At 60.7% G+C, this 15,713-nt stretch carries 13 protein-coding genes and 1 pseudogene; 5 read left to right on the top strand and 9 right to left on the bottom strand.

Features of this window, described 5'->3' with window-relative positions; translation table 11 throughout:
* Window positions 1-30 precede the first annotated feature (30 nt).
* The gene (locus U5A08_RS17750; protein WP_247403865.1) at window positions 31-594 is read left to right on the top strand and encodes a helix-turn-helix domain-containing protein; all 564 of its coding nucleotides are present in this window, start codon (window positions 31-33) and stop codon (window positions 592-594) included.
* A gap of 220 nt (window positions 595-814) precedes the next feature.
* On the opposite strand, the gene U5A08_RS17745 is transcribed toward U5A08_RS17750, so the two are convergent.
* A complete protein-coding gene (locus U5A08_RS17745; protein WP_321847735.1) occupies window positions 815-1,723 on the bottom strand; it encodes a hypothetical protein in 909 nt (302 codons plus the stop codon).
* A 330-nt stretch (window positions 1,724-2,053) separates the two neighbouring features.
* Window positions 2,054-2,962 carry a hypothetical protein gene (locus tag U5A08_RS17740; RefSeq protein ID WP_321847734.1) on the bottom strand — a complete coding sequence of 303 codons (909 nt, stop codon included), beginning with the start codon at window positions 2,960-2,962 and terminating at the stop codon, window positions 2,054-2,056.
* A gap of 333 nt (window positions 2,963-3,295) precedes the next feature.
* Here U5A08_RS17740 and U5A08_RS17735 point away from each other — a divergent pair.
* A pseudogene (locus U5A08_RS17735) lies at window positions 3,296-3,490 on the top strand (ABC transporter ATP-binding protein); the annotation flags it as partial.
* Between the two features lie 12 nt (window positions 3,491-3,502).
* Complete coding sequence (locus tag U5A08_RS17730; RefSeq protein WP_253396807.1) at window positions 3,503-4,897, top strand: FAD/NAD(P)-binding protein; 1,395 nt, start codon at window positions 3,503-3,505, stop codon at window positions 4,895-4,897.
* A 290-nt stretch (window positions 4,898-5,187) separates the two neighbouring features.
* On the opposite strand, the gene U5A08_RS17725 is transcribed toward U5A08_RS17730, so the two are convergent.
* From U5A08_RS17725 to U5A08_RS17710, 4 genes are read right to left on the bottom strand one after another with little or no spacing between them, the layout of a single operon-like run.
* Complete coding sequence (locus tag U5A08_RS17725) at window positions 5,188-6,441, bottom strand: efflux RND transporter periplasmic adaptor subunit (protein ID WP_321847731.1); 1,254 nt, start codon at window positions 6,439-6,441, stop codon at window positions 5,188-5,190.
* A complete protein-coding gene (locus U5A08_RS17720; RefSeq protein ID WP_321847729.1) occupies window positions 6,431-7,912 on the bottom strand; it encodes a TolC family protein in 1,482 nt (493 codons plus the stop codon). The genes U5A08_RS17725 and U5A08_RS17720 overlap by 11 nt, the downstream gene beginning before the upstream one ends.
* Window positions 7,905-9,104, bottom strand: a complete 1,200-nt coding sequence (locus tag U5A08_RS17715; protein WP_321847728.1) for an ABC transporter permease — start codon at window positions 9,102-9,104, stop codon at window positions 7,905-7,907. Before U5A08_RS17715 ends, U5A08_RS17720 begins: the two co-directional genes overlap by 8 nt.
* On the bottom strand, window positions 9,101-9,808 hold the full coding sequence (locus tag U5A08_RS17710; protein WP_276197494.1) for an ABC transporter ATP-binding protein: 708 nt from the start codon (window positions 9,806-9,808) through the stop codon (window positions 9,101-9,103). The genes U5A08_RS17715 and U5A08_RS17710 overlap by 4 nt, the downstream gene beginning before the upstream one ends.
* A gap of 357 nt (window positions 9,809-10,165) precedes the next feature.
* Between U5A08_RS17710 and U5A08_RS17705 the strand changes: the two genes are divergently transcribed.
* Complete coding sequence (locus tag U5A08_RS17705; RefSeq protein WP_253396800.1) at window positions 10,166-10,918, top strand: TetR/AcrR family transcriptional regulator; 753 nt, start codon at window positions 10,166-10,168, stop codon at window positions 10,916-10,918.
* A 168-nt stretch (window positions 10,919-11,086) separates the two neighbouring features.
* Here the strand turns inward: U5A08_RS17705 and U5A08_RS17700 are convergent, their stop codons facing one another.
* Together U5A08_RS17700 and U5A08_RS17695 are read right to left on the bottom strand one after the other, a co-directional pair.
* Complete coding sequence (locus U5A08_RS17700; RefSeq protein ID WP_321852247.1) at window positions 11,087-12,148, bottom strand: FUSC family protein; 1,062 nt, start codon at window positions 12,146-12,148, stop codon at window positions 11,087-11,089.
* A gap of 23 nt (window positions 12,149-12,171) precedes the next feature.
* Window positions 12,172-13,788 carry an NADP-dependent glyceraldehyde-3-phosphate dehydrogenase gene (locus tag U5A08_RS17695; protein ID WP_321847725.1) on the bottom strand — a complete coding sequence of 539 codons (1,617 nt, stop codon included), beginning with the start codon at window positions 13,786-13,788 and terminating at the stop codon, window positions 12,172-12,174.
* 138 nt (window positions 13,789-13,926) lie between these two features.
* Here U5A08_RS17695 and U5A08_RS17690 point away from each other — a divergent pair, with 138 nt between their 5' ends.
* Window positions 13,927-14,790, top strand: coding sequence for a Dyp-type peroxidase (locus tag U5A08_RS17690; protein WP_321847723.1), 864 nt, complete (start codon window positions 13,927-13,929; stop codon window positions 14,788-14,790).
* Window positions 14,791-14,851: 61 nt separating this feature from the next.
* Here the strand turns inward: U5A08_RS17690 and U5A08_RS17685 are convergent, their stop codons facing one another.
* A complete protein-coding gene (locus U5A08_RS17685; RefSeq protein WP_253396795.1) occupies window positions 14,852-15,598 on the bottom strand; it encodes a carbonic anhydrase in 747 nt (248 codons plus the stop codon).
* Window positions 15,599-15,713 lie beyond the last annotated feature (115 nt).

The raw sequence follows: 15,713 nt of genomic DNA, 5'->3' as shown, positions 1-15,713 counted from the left end.
ACTGCGCACACCCACCCATTGAGCAATATAGTGCACAAAGAAAATCCGCAACGGGCCTCGGTCCTGCAGCACGTCAGCCAGAATGTGCGTCGCCTGCGTCATGCCGCCGACTTGAGCCAGACAGCGCTCTCGGAAAAGTCCGGGGTCAGCCGGCGCATGCTGGTGGCCATCGAGGCCGGCGAGAAAAACGTCAGCCTGTCCACCCTCGACCGCGTCGCCGAAGCGCTGGACGTGGCCTTCAGCGACCTGATCCAGGCCCCGGACGCACCGGACCATAGCCGTATCAACGAACTGGCCTGGGCCGGTGACATCCCCGGCAGCAAAGCCGTGCTGCTCGCCAAAGCCACGGCGCGGCGTGAAGTCGAACTGTGGGAAATGCGCCTGGAGCCGGGCGACCGCTACAGCCCCGAGCCGGACCCGGATGGCTGGAGCGTGCAGTTGTTCGTGTTCGAAGGCAGCCTGACTTTGGTGCTGGATGACCAGGAAAAACCGGTCGCCGCCGGTGAGTTCTTCATGTTCGCCAGCCGCCAGGCCCACGCCTATCGCAATGACGGCGACGTGGCGGTGCGCTTTGTACGCAATGTGGTGATCTAACTGTTTACCGGGCAACAGCGGATGGGCACTTTGCTCGATCGCTGGCGGATTCGTTCCTTTAAAATACCGACAACAGCCAGATTTTTTGAGGATTAATTTCAGGCACGACTCCTGCTATCACGCCGGTCTTGGCAAATGTACAGAACGACAGGGCTGTTGAGCGTGCCTGACTCACCGTGTGAGGGGACGGGTGTTTTGAATCATTCGCAAAACTCGACGACTAACTGTCCTCTTGTTCCATGTCGAATTTTCCATTTTCTACCTTTAAGAAGCGTATGCTGCCATCTGCAAGTTCGACGGTGGCCTCAAAGTTGAACTCGCCCAAGAGTTTTCCTGTAAGGTCCGTGAAATCCGGAATGGATTTAAATGTGATCTCACCTTTGTCGGCGCGCCAGGTGGTGCCCTCAAGGACGTTGCTGAAAAATATCCGGACCTGGTTACTGTTTGGGTGGAATTCGTAAGTTCCGGGTGAAAGACCGTTGGCGATATTGATTGATATGTGTCGATTCTTACGGTCAGGTTTTGAAGCAAACTGTTGCGACCAGGCCTGGAGGTAGGCAGGGAAACTGCCGGTCTCTCCCTTTTTATTGAAGCCTGTCGAGGTAGACTGATAAGGTTCATTAATCGACCCGCTAAGGTCACACGCCATTGAACTGCTGGCTCTGGTTTTTCTTTCCTCGATAAACCCTTGGATTTGCATTTTGCCTTGAGTAAGGGAAACCTGGTCTGAAGCGTGCTCTGCATCAAATTCGAATGTTAACTCCACTGTCTGTAGGTTTTTGTTCAACGTGACCGTCACACGCCCACGGTTGGCGGGGTAAGGTTGATAGATTGAGTGCCATACTTTTGCCCAAAACGCATTGGCTGCCCCCGGTTTATTGTGTTCGGAAACGATGTCGTAGGTTTTTCCTTCAACATTTCCATCATCAGGAAAGTGCAGTGAAATTATTTGATATACTTCCTGCTCGCTGTCAGCGCTGCTGGCCGATATGTTCCATCTTTTTGTTTTTTCATCCAGGTAGAATAAGAAGCGTGCGCCCTCGAAACTTTTAAAATCATCGTCGCACTCCACTATTGCACTGGCTGTGTTTGAAGTGGCTTTTGGCTTGGCTTTACTCGAACGGTTCATAAACGGCGCTCCTTTGTTGTGGTGTGGGTTCGGCCTGAGTTTATTAAGCGGGTAATACAATATCTACTGTCAAAGATGACAGGTTTAACGTGATTGTTTTTAATAGCGAAATTGACTATTCGAAACCCGTGTTTGAACGCCGCTCAACCATCACGAAGCGGACGACCTGCAAGTGGACGCCGCCTCGCCGCTGCTGACCTTGAATACCGGTCAGCAATTGCGCGGCGCCCAGGCGGTGTTGGCGAATGTACAGAACGACAGGGCTGTTGAGCGTGCCTGACTCACCGTGTGAGGGGGCGGGTGTTTTGAATCATTCGCAAAACTCGACGACTAACTGTCCTCTTGTTCCATGTCGAATATTCCATTTTCTACCTTTAATAAACGTACGCTGCCATCGGCAAGTTTAGCGGTGGCCTCGAAGTTGAACTCGCCCAAGAGTTTTCCTGTAAGGTCGGTGAAATCCGGAATGGATTCAAGTTTGATCTCACCTTTGTCGGCGAGCCAGGTGATGCTCTCAAGGAGGTTGCTGAAAAATATCCGGACCTGGTTACTGTTTGGGTGGAAGCTGTAAGTTCCGGGTGTAAGATCGTTGGCGATATTGATTGATATTTGATAATTTTTAATGTCGGGTTTCGAAGAAAGCTGTTGCGACCAGGCCTGGAGGTAGTCAGGGAAACCGCCTGTCCCTATCCTTTTTCTGAGGGCTGTCTCGGTAGACTGATAAGGTCCATTAATCGACTGGCTAAGGTCACACTTCATTGAACTGCTGGTTCTGGTTTTTCTTTCCCTGGTAAACCCTTCAAGTTGCATTTTGCCTTGGGTAAGGGAAACGTGGGCTGAAGCGTGCTCTGCATCAAATTCGAATGTTAACTCCACTGTCTGTAGGTTTTTGTTCAACGTGACCGTCACACTCCCACCGGTGGCGGAGTAAGGTTGATAAAATGAGTGCCCTGCTTTTGCCCAAAACGCATAGGCTGCCCCTGGTTTCTCGGGGTCGGAAACGATGTCGTAGGTTTTTCCTTCAACATTTCCATCATCAGGCAACAGCAGTACAATGATTTGATTGTTTCCCTGCTCGTCGTTAGCGCTGCCGGCCGATATGTACCATTTGTTTATTTTTTCATCCAGATAGAAAAAGAAGCGTGCGCCCTCGAAACTTTTATAATCATCGTCGCGTTCCACTATTGCACTGGCTGTGCCTGAAGTGGCTTTTGACTTGGCTTTACTCGAGCTGTTCATGAGCGGCGCTCCTTTGTTGTGGTTCGGGTTCGGGTTCGGCCTGAGTTTATTAAGCGGGCAATACAATATCTACTGTCAAAGATGACAGGTTTAACGTGATTGTTTTTAATCGCGAAAGTGTCTATTTGGAACCCGTGCTTGAACGCCGCTCAACCATCAATTCCGGCCCCGCTCGACAGGATATTCACTGTTGCTCCAGCAACAGCGAAGAAGCACTTTGTGCTGTGCCCGCCTCTCACTATTGATGAACGCTTGGGTTTTACGGCGTTTTATATCGGCACGGTTCCTGCTTAGCCTTTAAATAAATGCTATCGACTTTCCGTTCAACCCCCATTATTCGAGATCATCGCGCCGCTCAACCGCGAGCAGCAGGTGAGCTTCCTGATCGCCGAGCAGAACATCAACGTCGCGCTCAACTATGCGTCCCAGGGCTATGTGCTGGATACTGTTCGCGTGGTCTTGAGCGGCAGTGTCGTTGAACTGTTGGCGCGCGGCGATTTGCATGACATTTATCTGGGTAAACAGTAAAGGCGAACAGGCATGACTGAATCCATCCGCAACGCTGATGTCCTGATCATCGGTGGCGGCCTGAGCGGCACGATGCTGGCCGTGCAACTGCTGCGCCGGCCCGGTTCGCGGCAGATCCTGGTGATCGAACCGCGCGCCGAACTTGGCCGCGGCGAGGCCTACAGCGCGGTCGAGCTGGGCCATACCTTGAACGGCAATGCGGCGCGCATGAGTGTCGACCCGGACAACGCCGACGACTTGACCCAATGGCTTACCGAGTACATCGGCGCCGGTGGCTGGCCGGAGTCGGACCAGCAGCACGTGCCGATCAGTGAGCTGTTCCCGCCACGCGGGATTTTCGGGCTGTACGCGCAGCAGCGCTTGGCTGAGGCCAAGGCGCTGTCGGCCTCTACCGTCGAGCATATCCGCGCCGAAGTGGTCGACCTGCAAGTGGAGCACGCCTCGACGCTGCTGACCCTGGACAACGGCCAGCAACTGCGCGGCGCCCAGGCGGTCTTGGCCACCGGGATGTTTCCGGCGGCGCGCACGCCGCAGACCGAATCCAGCGGCTTGAACGCCGCCGCGGTAGACCCGTGGGACGTGCAGGCCATGACTCAACTCGACCCCGGCTCGACGGTGCTGATCATCGGTTCCGGGCTGACCATGGTCGACGCCGTGGTGTCGCTGGAACAGGCCGGGCACCGGGGGCCGATCGAGGTGTTCTCGCGCCACGGTCTGCTGCCCCATGTGCGTCGACAACCCCCGGCCTGGGACGATTTTCTCGCCGCCGACCACCGCCTGCGCAGCCCTCGGCAGTTGCTGCGTGAGGTGCGTCGGCAATGCCGCATCGCGACGGCGCAGGGCATCGATTGGCAGGCGCCGCTGGACACCGTGCGCGCGCATATCGGCCGGTTGTGGAGCCAGGCCAGTGAACGCGAGAAGCGCCAGTTCGTGCGGCATGTGCGGCCGTGGTGGGAAAGTCATCACCACCGTTCGCCGCCGCTGAGCGCGCAGTTGGTGGCGCGCCTGCATGAAGAGGGGCGCCTGCGCATTCGTGCGGCGTCGTTCAAGGGCTTGGCGCCTGCGGTCAACGGGGTCAGCATCCGCTTGCGTCAGCGTGGCGAGCAAACGATCACCGAGGTCGCGGGCGCGGCGCTGATCAATTCCAGCGGTATCGAATACGACTGGCGCCGCGTGGCCCGGCCGTTGCCCCAGCAGTTGCTCAAGCGCGGGTTGATCCAGCCGGGTCCGTTGGCGCTGGGGATTGCGGCGGATGCGTCGGGTGCGGTGCTGGATGCCCAGGGCCAGGCCAGCCGGCGCCTGTTCGCCATGGGCCCGCCGTTGCGCGGGATGTGGTGGGAGAGCACGGCGGTGACCGATGTGGCGCTTCAGGCCAAGGCGCTGGCGTTGAAACTGACAAACATCTGAATGTGGGAGGGGGCTTGCCCCCGATGGCAGTGGATCAGTTACAAACAAGCTGACTGACCCACCGCCATCGGGGGCAAGCCCCCTCCCACCTTTTTGACCGCGCTCGGCTTCCAGTACCAGGTCAGTTATAGGGCCGCCTCGCCAATATCAAAAGCCAAATGAGATCTATCTGATCCATGGAGATCCAAATGTGGGAGGGGGCTTGCCCCCCGATGGCAGTGGATCAGTTATAAACAAGCTGACTGACCCACCGCTATCGGGGCAAGCCCCCTCCCACAGGGGATCTCCCTCTACCTTGGGGTCTTCACAAAGCCGGGTTTTAGCCCGAATACCTCGACGCCCTGCGGTGTCGATTGCCCGGTGGTCACGGTCACGCGTTCCACCGGCTTGTCCATCGCCGGCCGATATTCGACCGTCCTGTCCGGCTGGATCGCCTGGCTCGGAATCACGATCGCCTGTGCATTGTTGTAAGTGACGATGGTCAGTCGCGCGCTCATCCCCAGCCGCACCCGTTGCAATTGCTGTGGGGTCAGCTTGGGGATCGACAGGGTCACCGGAAACTGCGCGCTGCCCTGGGTATCGCCGGCAATCGCCAAGCCGCTGACCACACTCACCGAGCCGCTCAGCCGTTCGCCGTCGAAGCCATCGCCCATCACTTCCACCGCCTGGCCCTGGTGCAGTTGGTTGATGTCCAGCTCGGAGACCTTGGCGACGATTTTCAGCCGTTCGATATTGGCCAGGCCGAACAGCACCTGGCCCTGGCCGACCTTGCTGCCGGCCTGCACCGGGGCGTTGGTGTTGCCAGCGCCTTGTGCCGCGTTGCCGCTTCCGGGTACGGGCACCACGATGCCGGAGAAGGGCGCCTTGACCTCCTTGCCTTCGAGCTGCTGGTACAGGGCGTCGTACTTCACCGTGGCATTGGTCAGCTCCATCTCCGCGATCTGTCGGTATTCGCCTTTGCCTTGCTCCAATGCCTGTTGCAGTTCATCGCGCGCAGCGATCAGGTCCAGCTGTTGCTGCTGGGTCTGCTGCTTGAGGTCGTCCAGTTCGTTGCGCGGGATGATGCCGCGCTGAAACAGGTTTTCGCTTTCGGTGAGTTTGTGCTGGGTGTTGCCGGCGCTCATTTGCGCGGTGCGCAGGCTGCGGCGCGCGCGGCTGACGGTGGGGCTGTTGTCCCAGTTCTGCATGTCCTGCACGGTGCGCCGGGCCTTGAGTTGGGCGGAGAGTGCATCGCGCAGTTGCACTTCGAGCAGGGCCGGGTCCATGCGCAGCAGCACTTGCCCGGCGTCGACGCGCTGGCCTTGCTCCACCAGGTTGGCCTGCACATTGCCGTCGAACGGCGCGGTGAGGATGAGGGTGGTGTCGGGCTCGATCTTGCCCACCAGGCCGATCTGGTGTACCAGCGCGTCAGGCTTGACCGCCAGCCACTGTTCGGCGGTGTTCAGCGGTTCGGCGGCGCTGCGATGGCTTTGCACGGCAATTCCCGCGCCCGCCAGCAGCACGATCAATCCAGCCGCCAGCAGGCGTTTTTGGTTAGTAGTCATTGAGGGCGATTTCCCAACTTTCCAGCGTCATGCCCAGGGTCAGATCGAGCTGGGTCTGGGCGTTCAAATAAGCGATCAGCGCATTGAGCTGCGCGTTTTCGGCGTTGCGCAGGTCGGTTTCGAAACTCAGCACCTGGAAGTTGGTCGAGCGCCCGGCGCTGAGCTTTTCGCGCTCGATCTCGATCTTGCGCCGCGACAGCTCTACGGCGCGCTGGGAGATTTCATACTGGCGCCAGCGCGTGCCGAGGTCGCGTACTACGTTGTTCACGCTGCGTTCCAGCTCCTGGCGGGCGTCGGTGATGCGGATGGTCTGATCCTCCACATTCACCCGTGCCCGCACTTCGGCCTGGCGCGTGCTGATGTCGCCGATGGGGATTTGCACCTGCACCCCGGCGTAGCTGTCCCAACTGCGGTTGTTGCCGCTGCCGGCGTCGTTGTTGTAGTTGTCGCGCAACTGGTTCGCCCCGGCCACCAAGTCCACTTGCCAGCGCCCGGAGTCTTTGGCGATCACCAGGTTGAGGTCGGCCTGCTGGCTGCCGAGCAGGGTGGCGAGGTACTCCGGTTGCTGGTTCTGCGCCAGGTTGAAGGCCTCGCGTTTGTCGATCTGCATGGGCTTGGCCTCCAGGGCTTCGGTGGCGCGGATCGGCGTCGACAGGTCGAGGGCCAGCAGGCGCAGCAAGGCCAGGCGGCTGCTGTCGAGTTGGTTCTGCGCTTCTTCCACACCCAGTTGCTGGGTGGCGATGTCGGCTTCGGTCTGCACGATCTCGAACTCGGCCATGCGCCCGGCGCTGATCAGCGCCTTGTTCACTTCCAGCAAGGTGCCGGAGCGTTTCAGTGCGTCCTGGACGATGCTCAGTTGCTCCTGGGCGCGCAGCAATTCGCGGTAGGTGGCGATGATCTGGCTGATGGTTTGCGCCACGTTGGCCTTGAGGTTCAGGCGGTTGGCCTGCTCCGCCAGGCGCGACAGGCGCAGCGGCGCGGTGGTCGCATCCCAGCCGGCGCCGCGCATCAGCGGCTGGATGAGCGCCAGGTCGAGGCCGTCGCTGCGGTAGCGACCGGCACGGTTGGCGTTATTCAGTTGCTGGGTCCAGGCCATGCTCAGGCGCGTGCCGTACTCACCCAGCAGGCTGGTGGCCGGTGCCACGTTGGCATTGCGTGCGTTGTCGGCGGAGCCACGGGTGCTGCGGTAATAGCTATTGAGGCTGAGCTTGGGGTTGAACACGTCTTCGGCCACGCGCAGGTCGAACTTCTGTGCGACCCGCTGCAGGTAGGCGCTGCGAATCGCCGGGTTGTTGCGCAGGCCCAGGTATACCGCATCGCCCAGGGTGATGGCGGTGACCTGGGCATTCAGCGAGACGCCGCGATCGTAGCCACTGCGCGTGGTGCTGGGCGCTGCGGGGCGGATCACCACGTCGGCGGCGACACTCGGCAGGCTGATCAGGGCCAGGAGCAGCAGCAGGCGTTTATTCATCGCGCAACGCCTCCACCGGCTGCAACCGCGAGGCCGAGACCGCCGGGTAGATGCCAAAGAACAAGCCCACCAGCAAGGTGCTGCCCACCCCCAGGGGCAGGGCGGCGACCGCCAGGGCGAAGGCCCAGCCCGACAGCCAGGCGTAGAGCCAGGCGGCGGTCATGCCGAGCACCGCGCCGCACAACGCGCCGACGGCGGTGAGGGTGATGGCTTCGAGCAGGAACAGGTTGCGAATATCCCGTTGGCGCGCGCCGAGGGCCATGCGAATGCCGATCTCGCGGCGGCGTTCGGAGACGTTCATCAGCATCACGTTCATCACCCCGACACCGCCGCCCACCAGGGAGATTGCGCCGAGCGCCAGCAGCAGGTAGGCGAAGGTGCGGCTCTGGCGGGTCATGCCGTCGATCATTTGCTGGGGTACGGTGATGTCGACGGTGTGCTCGGTCAATTGGCGTTGCAGCGCGGCAGCGGCGTCCCGTGCGATGCGTTCCATGTCCTGCCCCGGCGCGGCGCGGATGATCACGTTGCCGATTTGCGGGCTGGCGTAGATGCGGCGCATGCCGTCGGCGGGAATGAACAGCGATTCGTTGGCTTGCACCGGCATCAGCATCGCCCGGGGCTGGTTGTGCAGGATGCCGACCACCAGGAACAGGTAGTCGTTGATGCGCACGCGGTCGCCCAGTTTCAGCGGCTCACCGGGGGCGCCGAGGGCTTGGGCGATCTGGTCACCGATCACGCCGTAGGTTTCATTGGCGTCGAAGGTCGACAGGAAGCGCCCCTCGCGCAGCACCAGGCGCAGGGCGGCCGGGATATCCGGCGTGCTGCCGACAAAGTTGGCGTTGACGCTGCGGCCATGGAACACGATGGGGCCGCTGAACAGGCTCAGCGCGCCGATGTGCGCGATACCGGGCACGGCCTGGCGCACGGCGTCGAGGTCGAGGCGCGAGCGCATTGGTACGTTGCTGTCGCCTTTGGGCGGAAACTGCGCGACCAGGGTGTCGGTGCCCATGTCCTTGAAAATCAGCGCGGCGTCCATCGCCGCGTTATGGCCGATATTGATCAGCGCCACCACCGACGAACTGCCGATCACGATGCCCAGCAGTGCGAGGATCGAGCGTTTACCCAGGGTGCGCAGGCTGACGAACGCTTCATGCAGCAATTGGCTCAGGCTCTGCTCGACGCGCAGGCTCATGGGCGACCGGCCTCGTGCACCACGCCGTTACGCACCAGGATCTTGCGCTCCAGGCGCTCGGCGATGTGCGCGTCGTGGGTGACGATGATCAGCGTGACCTGTTGCTCGCGGTTCAGCGCCAGGAGCAGGTCCATGATGTCCTGGGCAGTGCTGCTGTCGAGGTTGCCGGTGGGTTCGTCGGCCAGGATGACCGAGGGCTTGCCCACCAGCGCACGCGCAATCGCCACACGCTGGCGCTGGCCACCGGAGAGGTCGGCGGGGCGATGGTGGGCGCGCTCGGCCAGGCCGACCTGCTCGAGCATGCGCAGCGCCTGTTCCACCGACTCGTGGCGCGACACCCCGCGATAACTCAGAGGCAGGGCGACGTTGTCCAGGGCACTGAGGCGCGGCAGCAGGTTGAAACTCTGGAAGACGAAGCCGATCTGCTGGTTGCGGATCGCCGCCAGTTCATCCGGGCTGGCACTGAAAATATCGTGGCCGGCAAAGCGGTACTGGCCGCCGTCGGGCAAGTCCAGCAGGCCGAGGATGTTGAGCAGGGTACTTTTGCCGGAGCCGGAGGCGCCGAGAATGCCGCAACTGTCGCCGCGGGCGATGGACAGGCACACGTCATTGAGGATGGACAGGTGCTGACCGGCGAGCTGATAGCTTTTGCCGATGCCTTGCAGGGAGATCAAGCCTGGGTGCGCGGGGGTGTCTGTCATCATGACTACGCCTGCAGTCTCGACGCCGCCGTGCTGCCTCCCGTAAAGATTTGTAACAAGTTCGGGAGCTGCCTGGAATGCGTCGCGGACTGGTTTGATTTCTTATTTTTAAAATATTGTTTGAATACTAACCGCGTTCAACCGGCTCCGCCAGCCATCGTTGTAGAGGGTTTTTACCCTTTGAAATAAATGCACCGGGAGCGAAATCGATCGCTCAAAAATCCTTTGGCTAGGCTCAACGAGCCGGAATGCAAGGGCTTGCGATGAGATGGTGGAGTGTCACTGCTTGCTTTCGAGCGATGGCCCCGGTATAAAAAATCAAATTTATTTTTAAAACAATATTTCCCGCTTGGAACTTTTATGGTCGTGAAGAAAGTCAGCTCTCCAAACATTACCAAGACTCGATTGCTGGATGCGACAGAGGCTCTCTTCATCAAATATGGTTATGACGCCGTTTTGTTACGGCAGATTACCGAGCGTGCCCAGGTGAACCTGGCCGCCGTGAACTATCACTTCGGGGACAAGGATTCCCTGATGAAAACCCTGCTGATGCAGCGCCTGGAGCCGCTCAACGAGCAGCGCCTGGAACTGCTGGCACGCTGCGAAGCCGAATCCGACGGCCCCCTCGATTGCGACACGCTGCTCGGCGTGCTGTTCGCTCCGGCCATGGGCCTGGAGCGCAGCGACCCGGCGAGCGGGGAAGGGCGTTCATTCATTCGTTTCCTCGGGCGGGTCTACAGCGATACGTCGCCGTTTATCCAGGAATACCTCAAGGTGCATTACCAGCCGGTGTTTCAGCGCTTCTTCGAAGCCTTCGCCCTGGCCTTGCCGGACTTGCCGCGCAATGAACTGGGGGTACGCCTGCAGTTTGCCCTGAAGGCGATTTCCGGTGTGATGGCCGGTACCGAACTGCGCCTGTTGATGAACTCCATGAGCCTGGGCCGCCCGGCCACGGATGCCGAAGTGATGGCCAAGTTGATTACGCTGGTCTCGGCGGCGATTCGTGTGCCGCAGCAAAGCCCCGAGGCGGAAGTGGCGTTGGCCAAGGTGCTCGATACCCAGCGCGCGATTCGCGAGCAAGCGACAGCGCCCGCCGGCAAGGCGGCGCGCTAGCCCGAATCCGGGGCAAAAAAAAGCCCGCTGGGGCGGCGGGCTTGATGTGCAACGTTTGTAACGGATGAGGCTTCACCCTACGGCTCGCCATGTGAATAAATCGTGAAAAATATGTAAGAGAAAGTGTGAAAGTGTTGGCGCGGGTAAACGCGCTAAAAAACCTAAGGATCAGATCTTCCAATGGCCAGCACTTTTGGCCAACCGCTGGCGCATCTCATCCACATTCGCCGCCAATTGCACGGTCAACAACCGATACCCATCCAATGCACTGTAGACCGGCGCATCCAATGTCGGCTCGTTGGCAACAGCCTGGCTCGGCCGCTCCAACCGTGGTGTCACGCCGGACCTCAGCGCTCGCGCCATTCCGACCAATTGCACCCGAATCTGCCGGTGCTCGGCTTTCAACATCACCTGCATCCGCGCCATTGCCTGTTCGTCGCGAGGGTCCGGCCGGGTGTTGCCCAGAATCTCCAGGGTGCTGATGCACATGCGCAAATGCCGTTGGATCGTGTCCAGTTCGGTCATGGAGATCCGCACCTCCTTGGACACCGAGGGCATCAACGAACGCAGTTGCAGCATCGCCGTATTCACGCGGCTGAGCAGTTTGAGGTGTGCGTCGTCGGTGACCGATTGGCCGCTGATGATGCGGCTATAAATCGCGGCGCAGTCGCGCAAGGCGCTGGCCAGGTTGTAGCGCCAGGAGTACACGGCATACAGCGGCAGGGCGAAGGAAAACGCCAGGGCCAAGGCAATACCGATCAGGATATCGACCGTGCGCCACAACCCGTCTGACAGCGGATTGTCGCCATGCCCGGCGACGATAAACACGGTGATTGCCGACAACAACGCGGTGTACCCGCCCTTGCCGATGGCGTGATAGGAGAAGAACCCGCACACCACCGACATCAACAAGTACGTCAGCAGCGGCTGCCCCACATACGCCTCCTGCACCACCAGCAGCAAACCGACGCTGGCGCCGATCAGCGTACCGTAGGCGCGCTCCATGGCCTTCTTGCCGATATTGCCGTGGTGCTGCAGGCCGCCGATCACCACCAGCATGGTCACCGACGCCCACTCGCCGTGGGGCAGGTTGATGCCGGTGGTCAGCAGGATCGTCGCCAGCAAACCGATGGACACGCGCACGGCGTGGATCAGCTTGGCATGGCGATAGCGGCGGTAAGGGTCGAGCAGCGGGCGCAGCAAGCGCCGCGCAAACACAGGCAAATGCAGGTTAATCAACGGCAAGCAGTCCTCTAGAAAATGTAGTCAGTGGTCAAGAAGTTCGAGTCGCGGTTGCGCAGGATCTCGCTGAGCAGTGCCTTGTTGTTGTCCTGGAACTTGGTCGCCACCAGGGTGCGGATCGAGAACACGCGCAAGGCGTCATGTACCGACAGCGTGCCTTCGGCCGAGTTCTTGCGGCCGTTGAAGGGGAACGTGTCCGGGCCACGCTGGCACTGGGCGTTGATATTGATACGGCCGACCTGGTTGGCAAAGGTGTCCACCAACCGTCCGATTTCGGCCGGGTCGGTGCCGAACAGGCTCAGTTGCTGGCCGAAATCCGAGTCCAGTACGTAATCGATCACTGTCTCCAGGTCACGGTAGGGCACGATCGGCACCACCGGGCCGAACTGTTCCTCGTGGTACACGCGCATCTGCGGGTTTACCGGGTACAGCACCGCCGGGTAGAAAAAGGTACCGCGACTGACGCCGCCATTGGCATTCACCACGCGGGCGCCGTGTTGGGCCGCATCGGCGACCAGCGCGTTGAGGTAATCGATCTTGCCTGCGTCCGGCAGCGGCGTCAGTGCCACGCCGTCTTCCCACGGCATGCCGGGCTTCAATGTCGCCAACTTGGCGTTGAATTTCTGGATGAAGCTGTCGACCACGTCTTCATGCACAAACAGGATTTTCAACGCGGTGCAGCGCTGGCCGTTGAACGACAGTGAGCCGGTGACGGCTTCGCTGACGGCATTGTCCAGGTCGACCTGGGGCAGCACGATGCCCGGGTTCTTCGCGTCCAGGCCCAGGGCAGCACGCAGGCGGTGCGGGCGTGGGTGCAGTTTTTTCAGGTCGCTGGCGGCCTTGTTGGTGCCGATGAACGCGAAGATATCGATCTTGCCGCTGGCCATCAGCGCGCTGACGGTTTCGCGGCCGCTGCCATAGATCACGTTGATCACCCCGGCCGGGAAGCTGTCGCGGAACGCTTCCAGCAGTGGGCGGATCAATAGCACGCCGAGCTTGGCCGGCTTGAATACCACGGTGTTGCCCATGATCAGCGCCGGGATCAGCGTGGTAAACGTCTCGTTCAACGGGTAGTTATAAGGCCCCATGCACAGCGCCACGCCCATCGGCACGCGGCGGATCTGACCGAGCGTGTCCTGTTCCAGCTCGAAGCGGCTGCTGCGGCGGTCGAGTTCCTTGAGGGCATTGATGGTGTCGGTGATGTAGTCGCAGGTGCGGTCGAACTCTTTCTGCGAGTCCTTGAGGTTCTTGCCGATTTCCCACATCAACAACTTGACCACCACATCACGCTGTTCGCGCATGCGCCGCAAAAACGCTTCGACGTGCCGGATGCGGTCGACCACGCGCATTGTCGGCCATTCCCCCTGGCCGCGGTCATAGGCGCGCACGGCGGCGTCGAGGGCGCTGAGGGCGGTGTCGGCATCCAGCAGCGGGGTGCTGCCGATGTTCACGCGTTCGTCCCCCAGTTGCACCGGGCTGAGGACCTGGGCCAAGGGGCCGTTCCATACCCGCAACTGGCCGTCGACCAGGTAATCACGCTGTTCAATGGGCGCAGCCAGGCGAAATTGCTCGGGAATATCGGCGGCACGGGTGGGAAACAGTTGGGCGAGCAGGTTATCGGTGGTCATGTTGCTACCCCTGGAATAGTTGCAAAACATGACTAGAGAGTCACCCAACAACGGCTTCTGTGGCAAGGCTTGCGCGCTTTCTTGTACGCACGGCGGCGCATGGCGGGTAAACTGCGAGGCTTTCTTGAAGGAGTTCACATGAGCCAGTACCAGCCGGGCATTCTTGCCGCACCGGTGCCTTTGCAGGCACGTCATCTGTTTTTTGCCGTGGACTCCCTGGCCGCTGTACCTGCTGCGTTGGACGCACTGGCGCAGTGGGCGGATTCGGCCGCAGTGGTCGGTCTGGGTGAGCCGCTGGTCAACGCACTGGGCGCGCGGATCGAAGGGCTGCGCGCATTCCCGGCCATCAGCGGGCCGGGCGCGCACAACCCCTCCACCCAGCAGGCATTGTGGGTGTGGCTGCACGGCGTGGATCGCGGCGAATTGCTCTTGCGCAGCCGCGCGTTGGAGAAAACCCTGGCCCCGGCGTTCCGCCTGGTGCAGTCGACCGAAGGCTTCCGCTACAAGAGCGGTTTTGACCTGACCGACTACGAAGACGGCACCGAAAACCCCCACGACGAGGCCGCCGTCGAAGCCGCGCTGACCGACAGCGGCGCCAGCTTCGCCGCGATCCAGCAATGGCAGCACGACCTCGATGGTTTCGCCGCGTTGCCTGCCCAGGAACGCGACCACATCATCGGTCGCCGCCATGGCGACAACGAAGAACTGGAAGACGCGCCCGAGTCCGCCCACACCAAACGCACTGCCCAGGAAAGCTTCACCCCGGAAGCGTTCGTGGTGCGCCGCTCGATGCCCTGGGCAGAAAACGGCCAGGCTGGCTTGATGTTCCTCGCGTTCGGGCATTCCTTCGATGCGTTTGAAGCGCAACTGCGCCGCATGAGCGGGTTGGAAGACGGCATCGTCGACGGCCTGTACCGCATCAGCACACCGCTGACCGGCGGCTATTACTGGTGCCCGCCGCTCAAGGATGGGCGCCTGGACCTCAGTCGCATCCGGAGGTAACGCCCTTTTCAAGCTCGGGCGTTACTGACGCTCGGCCAAGATGGGCCAATGGCGCGAACGCCTAGCCGATTACCTCGACCTTGCCGCTGTGCAGCCTGTAGACACCGCCGACGATATTCAGTTTTCCCGTGGTCAGGGCGTCGGCCAGCAGGCTCGATTCCGCCTTGAGCCTTGCCACGGTGTCGATGACATTTTGCGCGATGGCGTTTTCGAGCACATCACCGGGCGCGTTCAGTACTTTGTTCACTGCCGGCTTGAATACGTTGGCCAGGTGTTGGATCTTTCCGGGAAACCTGGCGTTGTCTTTGACCGCCTTGACCCCAGCCGCAACGGCGCCGCAGCTGTCGTGCCCCAATACCATGATCAACGGTGTTCCCAGTACGGCCACGGCATATTCGAGGCTGGCGAGGCCGTCATCGGTCACGAAATTACCCGCCACCCGCACGGCGAAGAGATCGCCGCGGCCGGTGTCGAAGGCGTATTCGGGGGCAATTCTCGAATCGGCGCAGCTCAGTACGGCGGCGAACGGATTCTGCCCGCCCACCAAGGCCTCGCGCTCGCTCATGAAATCATGGCGCTTGGTAATCCCTTCGGTATACCGCTGGTTGCCCTCGATCAAACGTGTCAGGGCCTGCTCTGGGTTGAGTGTGTTGGCCGGTTTCGGTGCTGGTGCCGGTGCGGCGTGTGCCGTGGTTGGGGGCAGCGCGCCAGCCAGCAGGAGCGCGCTTGCGCCAACGGAGGTCAGACGCAGGAAATTTCGTCGGCCATGGTTAAACGGGGTATCAGCGGGCTTGCGAGTGTTGCACATTGACAAGGGCCTCGGCGTAGGACGTTAGAGAAAGAGCGCCAAGGGTGCAAAGGATGCTCCGTAAAAGCAGTAGGAGGTTTCTGTGTGTAAGCGCGTGGCGGTGCATTCAACATGA

The organism is Pseudomonas paraveronii, assembly GCF_963681955.1.
GTDB classification, from domain to species: Bacteria; Pseudomonadota; Gammaproteobacteria; order Pseudomonadales; family Pseudomonadaceae; genus Aquipseudomonas; species Aquipseudomonas paraveronii.
The sequence above is the reverse complement of the archived record's forward strand: the minus strand, read 5'-3'. Positions and strand labels throughout refer to the sequence as shown.

What these genes read in the sequence shown, in the direction of transcription:
- U5A08_RS17745 (WP_321847735.1), bottom strand. Translation starts at nt 1,723, where the DNA reads ATGAACCGTTCGAGTAAAGCCAAGCCAAAAGCCACTTCAAACACAGCC.
- U5A08_RS17740 (WP_321847734.1), bottom strand. Translation starts at nt 2,962, where the DNA reads ATGAACAGCTCGAGTAAAGCCAAGTCAAAAGCCACTTCAGGCACAGCC.
- U5A08_RS17730 (WP_253396807.1), top strand. Translation starts at nt 3,503, where the DNA reads ATGACTGAATCCATCCGCAACGCTGATGTCCTGATCATCGGTGGCGGC.
- U5A08_RS17725 (WP_321847731.1), bottom strand. Translation starts at nt 6,441, where the DNA reads ATGACTACTAACCAAAAACGCCTGCTGGCGGCTGGATTGATCGTGCTG.
- U5A08_RS17720 (WP_321847729.1), bottom strand. Translation starts at nt 7,912, where the DNA reads ATGAATAAACGCCTGCTGCTGCTCCTGGCCCTGATCAGCCTGCCGAGT.
- U5A08_RS17715 (WP_321847728.1), bottom strand. Translation starts at nt 9,104, where the DNA reads ATGAGCCTGCGCGTCGAGCAGAGCCTGAGCCAATTGCTGCATGAAGCG.
- U5A08_RS17710 (WP_276197494.1), bottom strand. Translation starts at nt 9,808, where the DNA reads ATGATGACAGACACCCCCGCGCACCCAGGCTTGATCTCCCTGCAAGGC.
- U5A08_RS17705 (WP_253396800.1), top strand. Translation starts at nt 10,166, where the DNA reads ATGGTCGTGAAGAAAGTCAGCTCTCCAAACATTACCAAGACTCGATTG.
- U5A08_RS17695 (WP_321847725.1), bottom strand. Translation starts at nt 13,788, where the DNA reads ATGACCACCGATAACCTGCTCGCCCAACTGTTTCCCACCCGTGCCGCC.
- U5A08_RS17690 (WP_321847723.1), top strand. Translation starts at nt 13,927, where the DNA reads ATGAGCCAGTACCAGCCGGGCATTCTTGCCGCACCGGTGCCTTTGCAG.
- U5A08_RS17685 (WP_253396795.1), bottom strand. Translation starts at nt 15,598, where the DNA reads ATGTGCAACACTCGCAAGCCCGCTGATACCCCGTTTAACCATGGCCGA.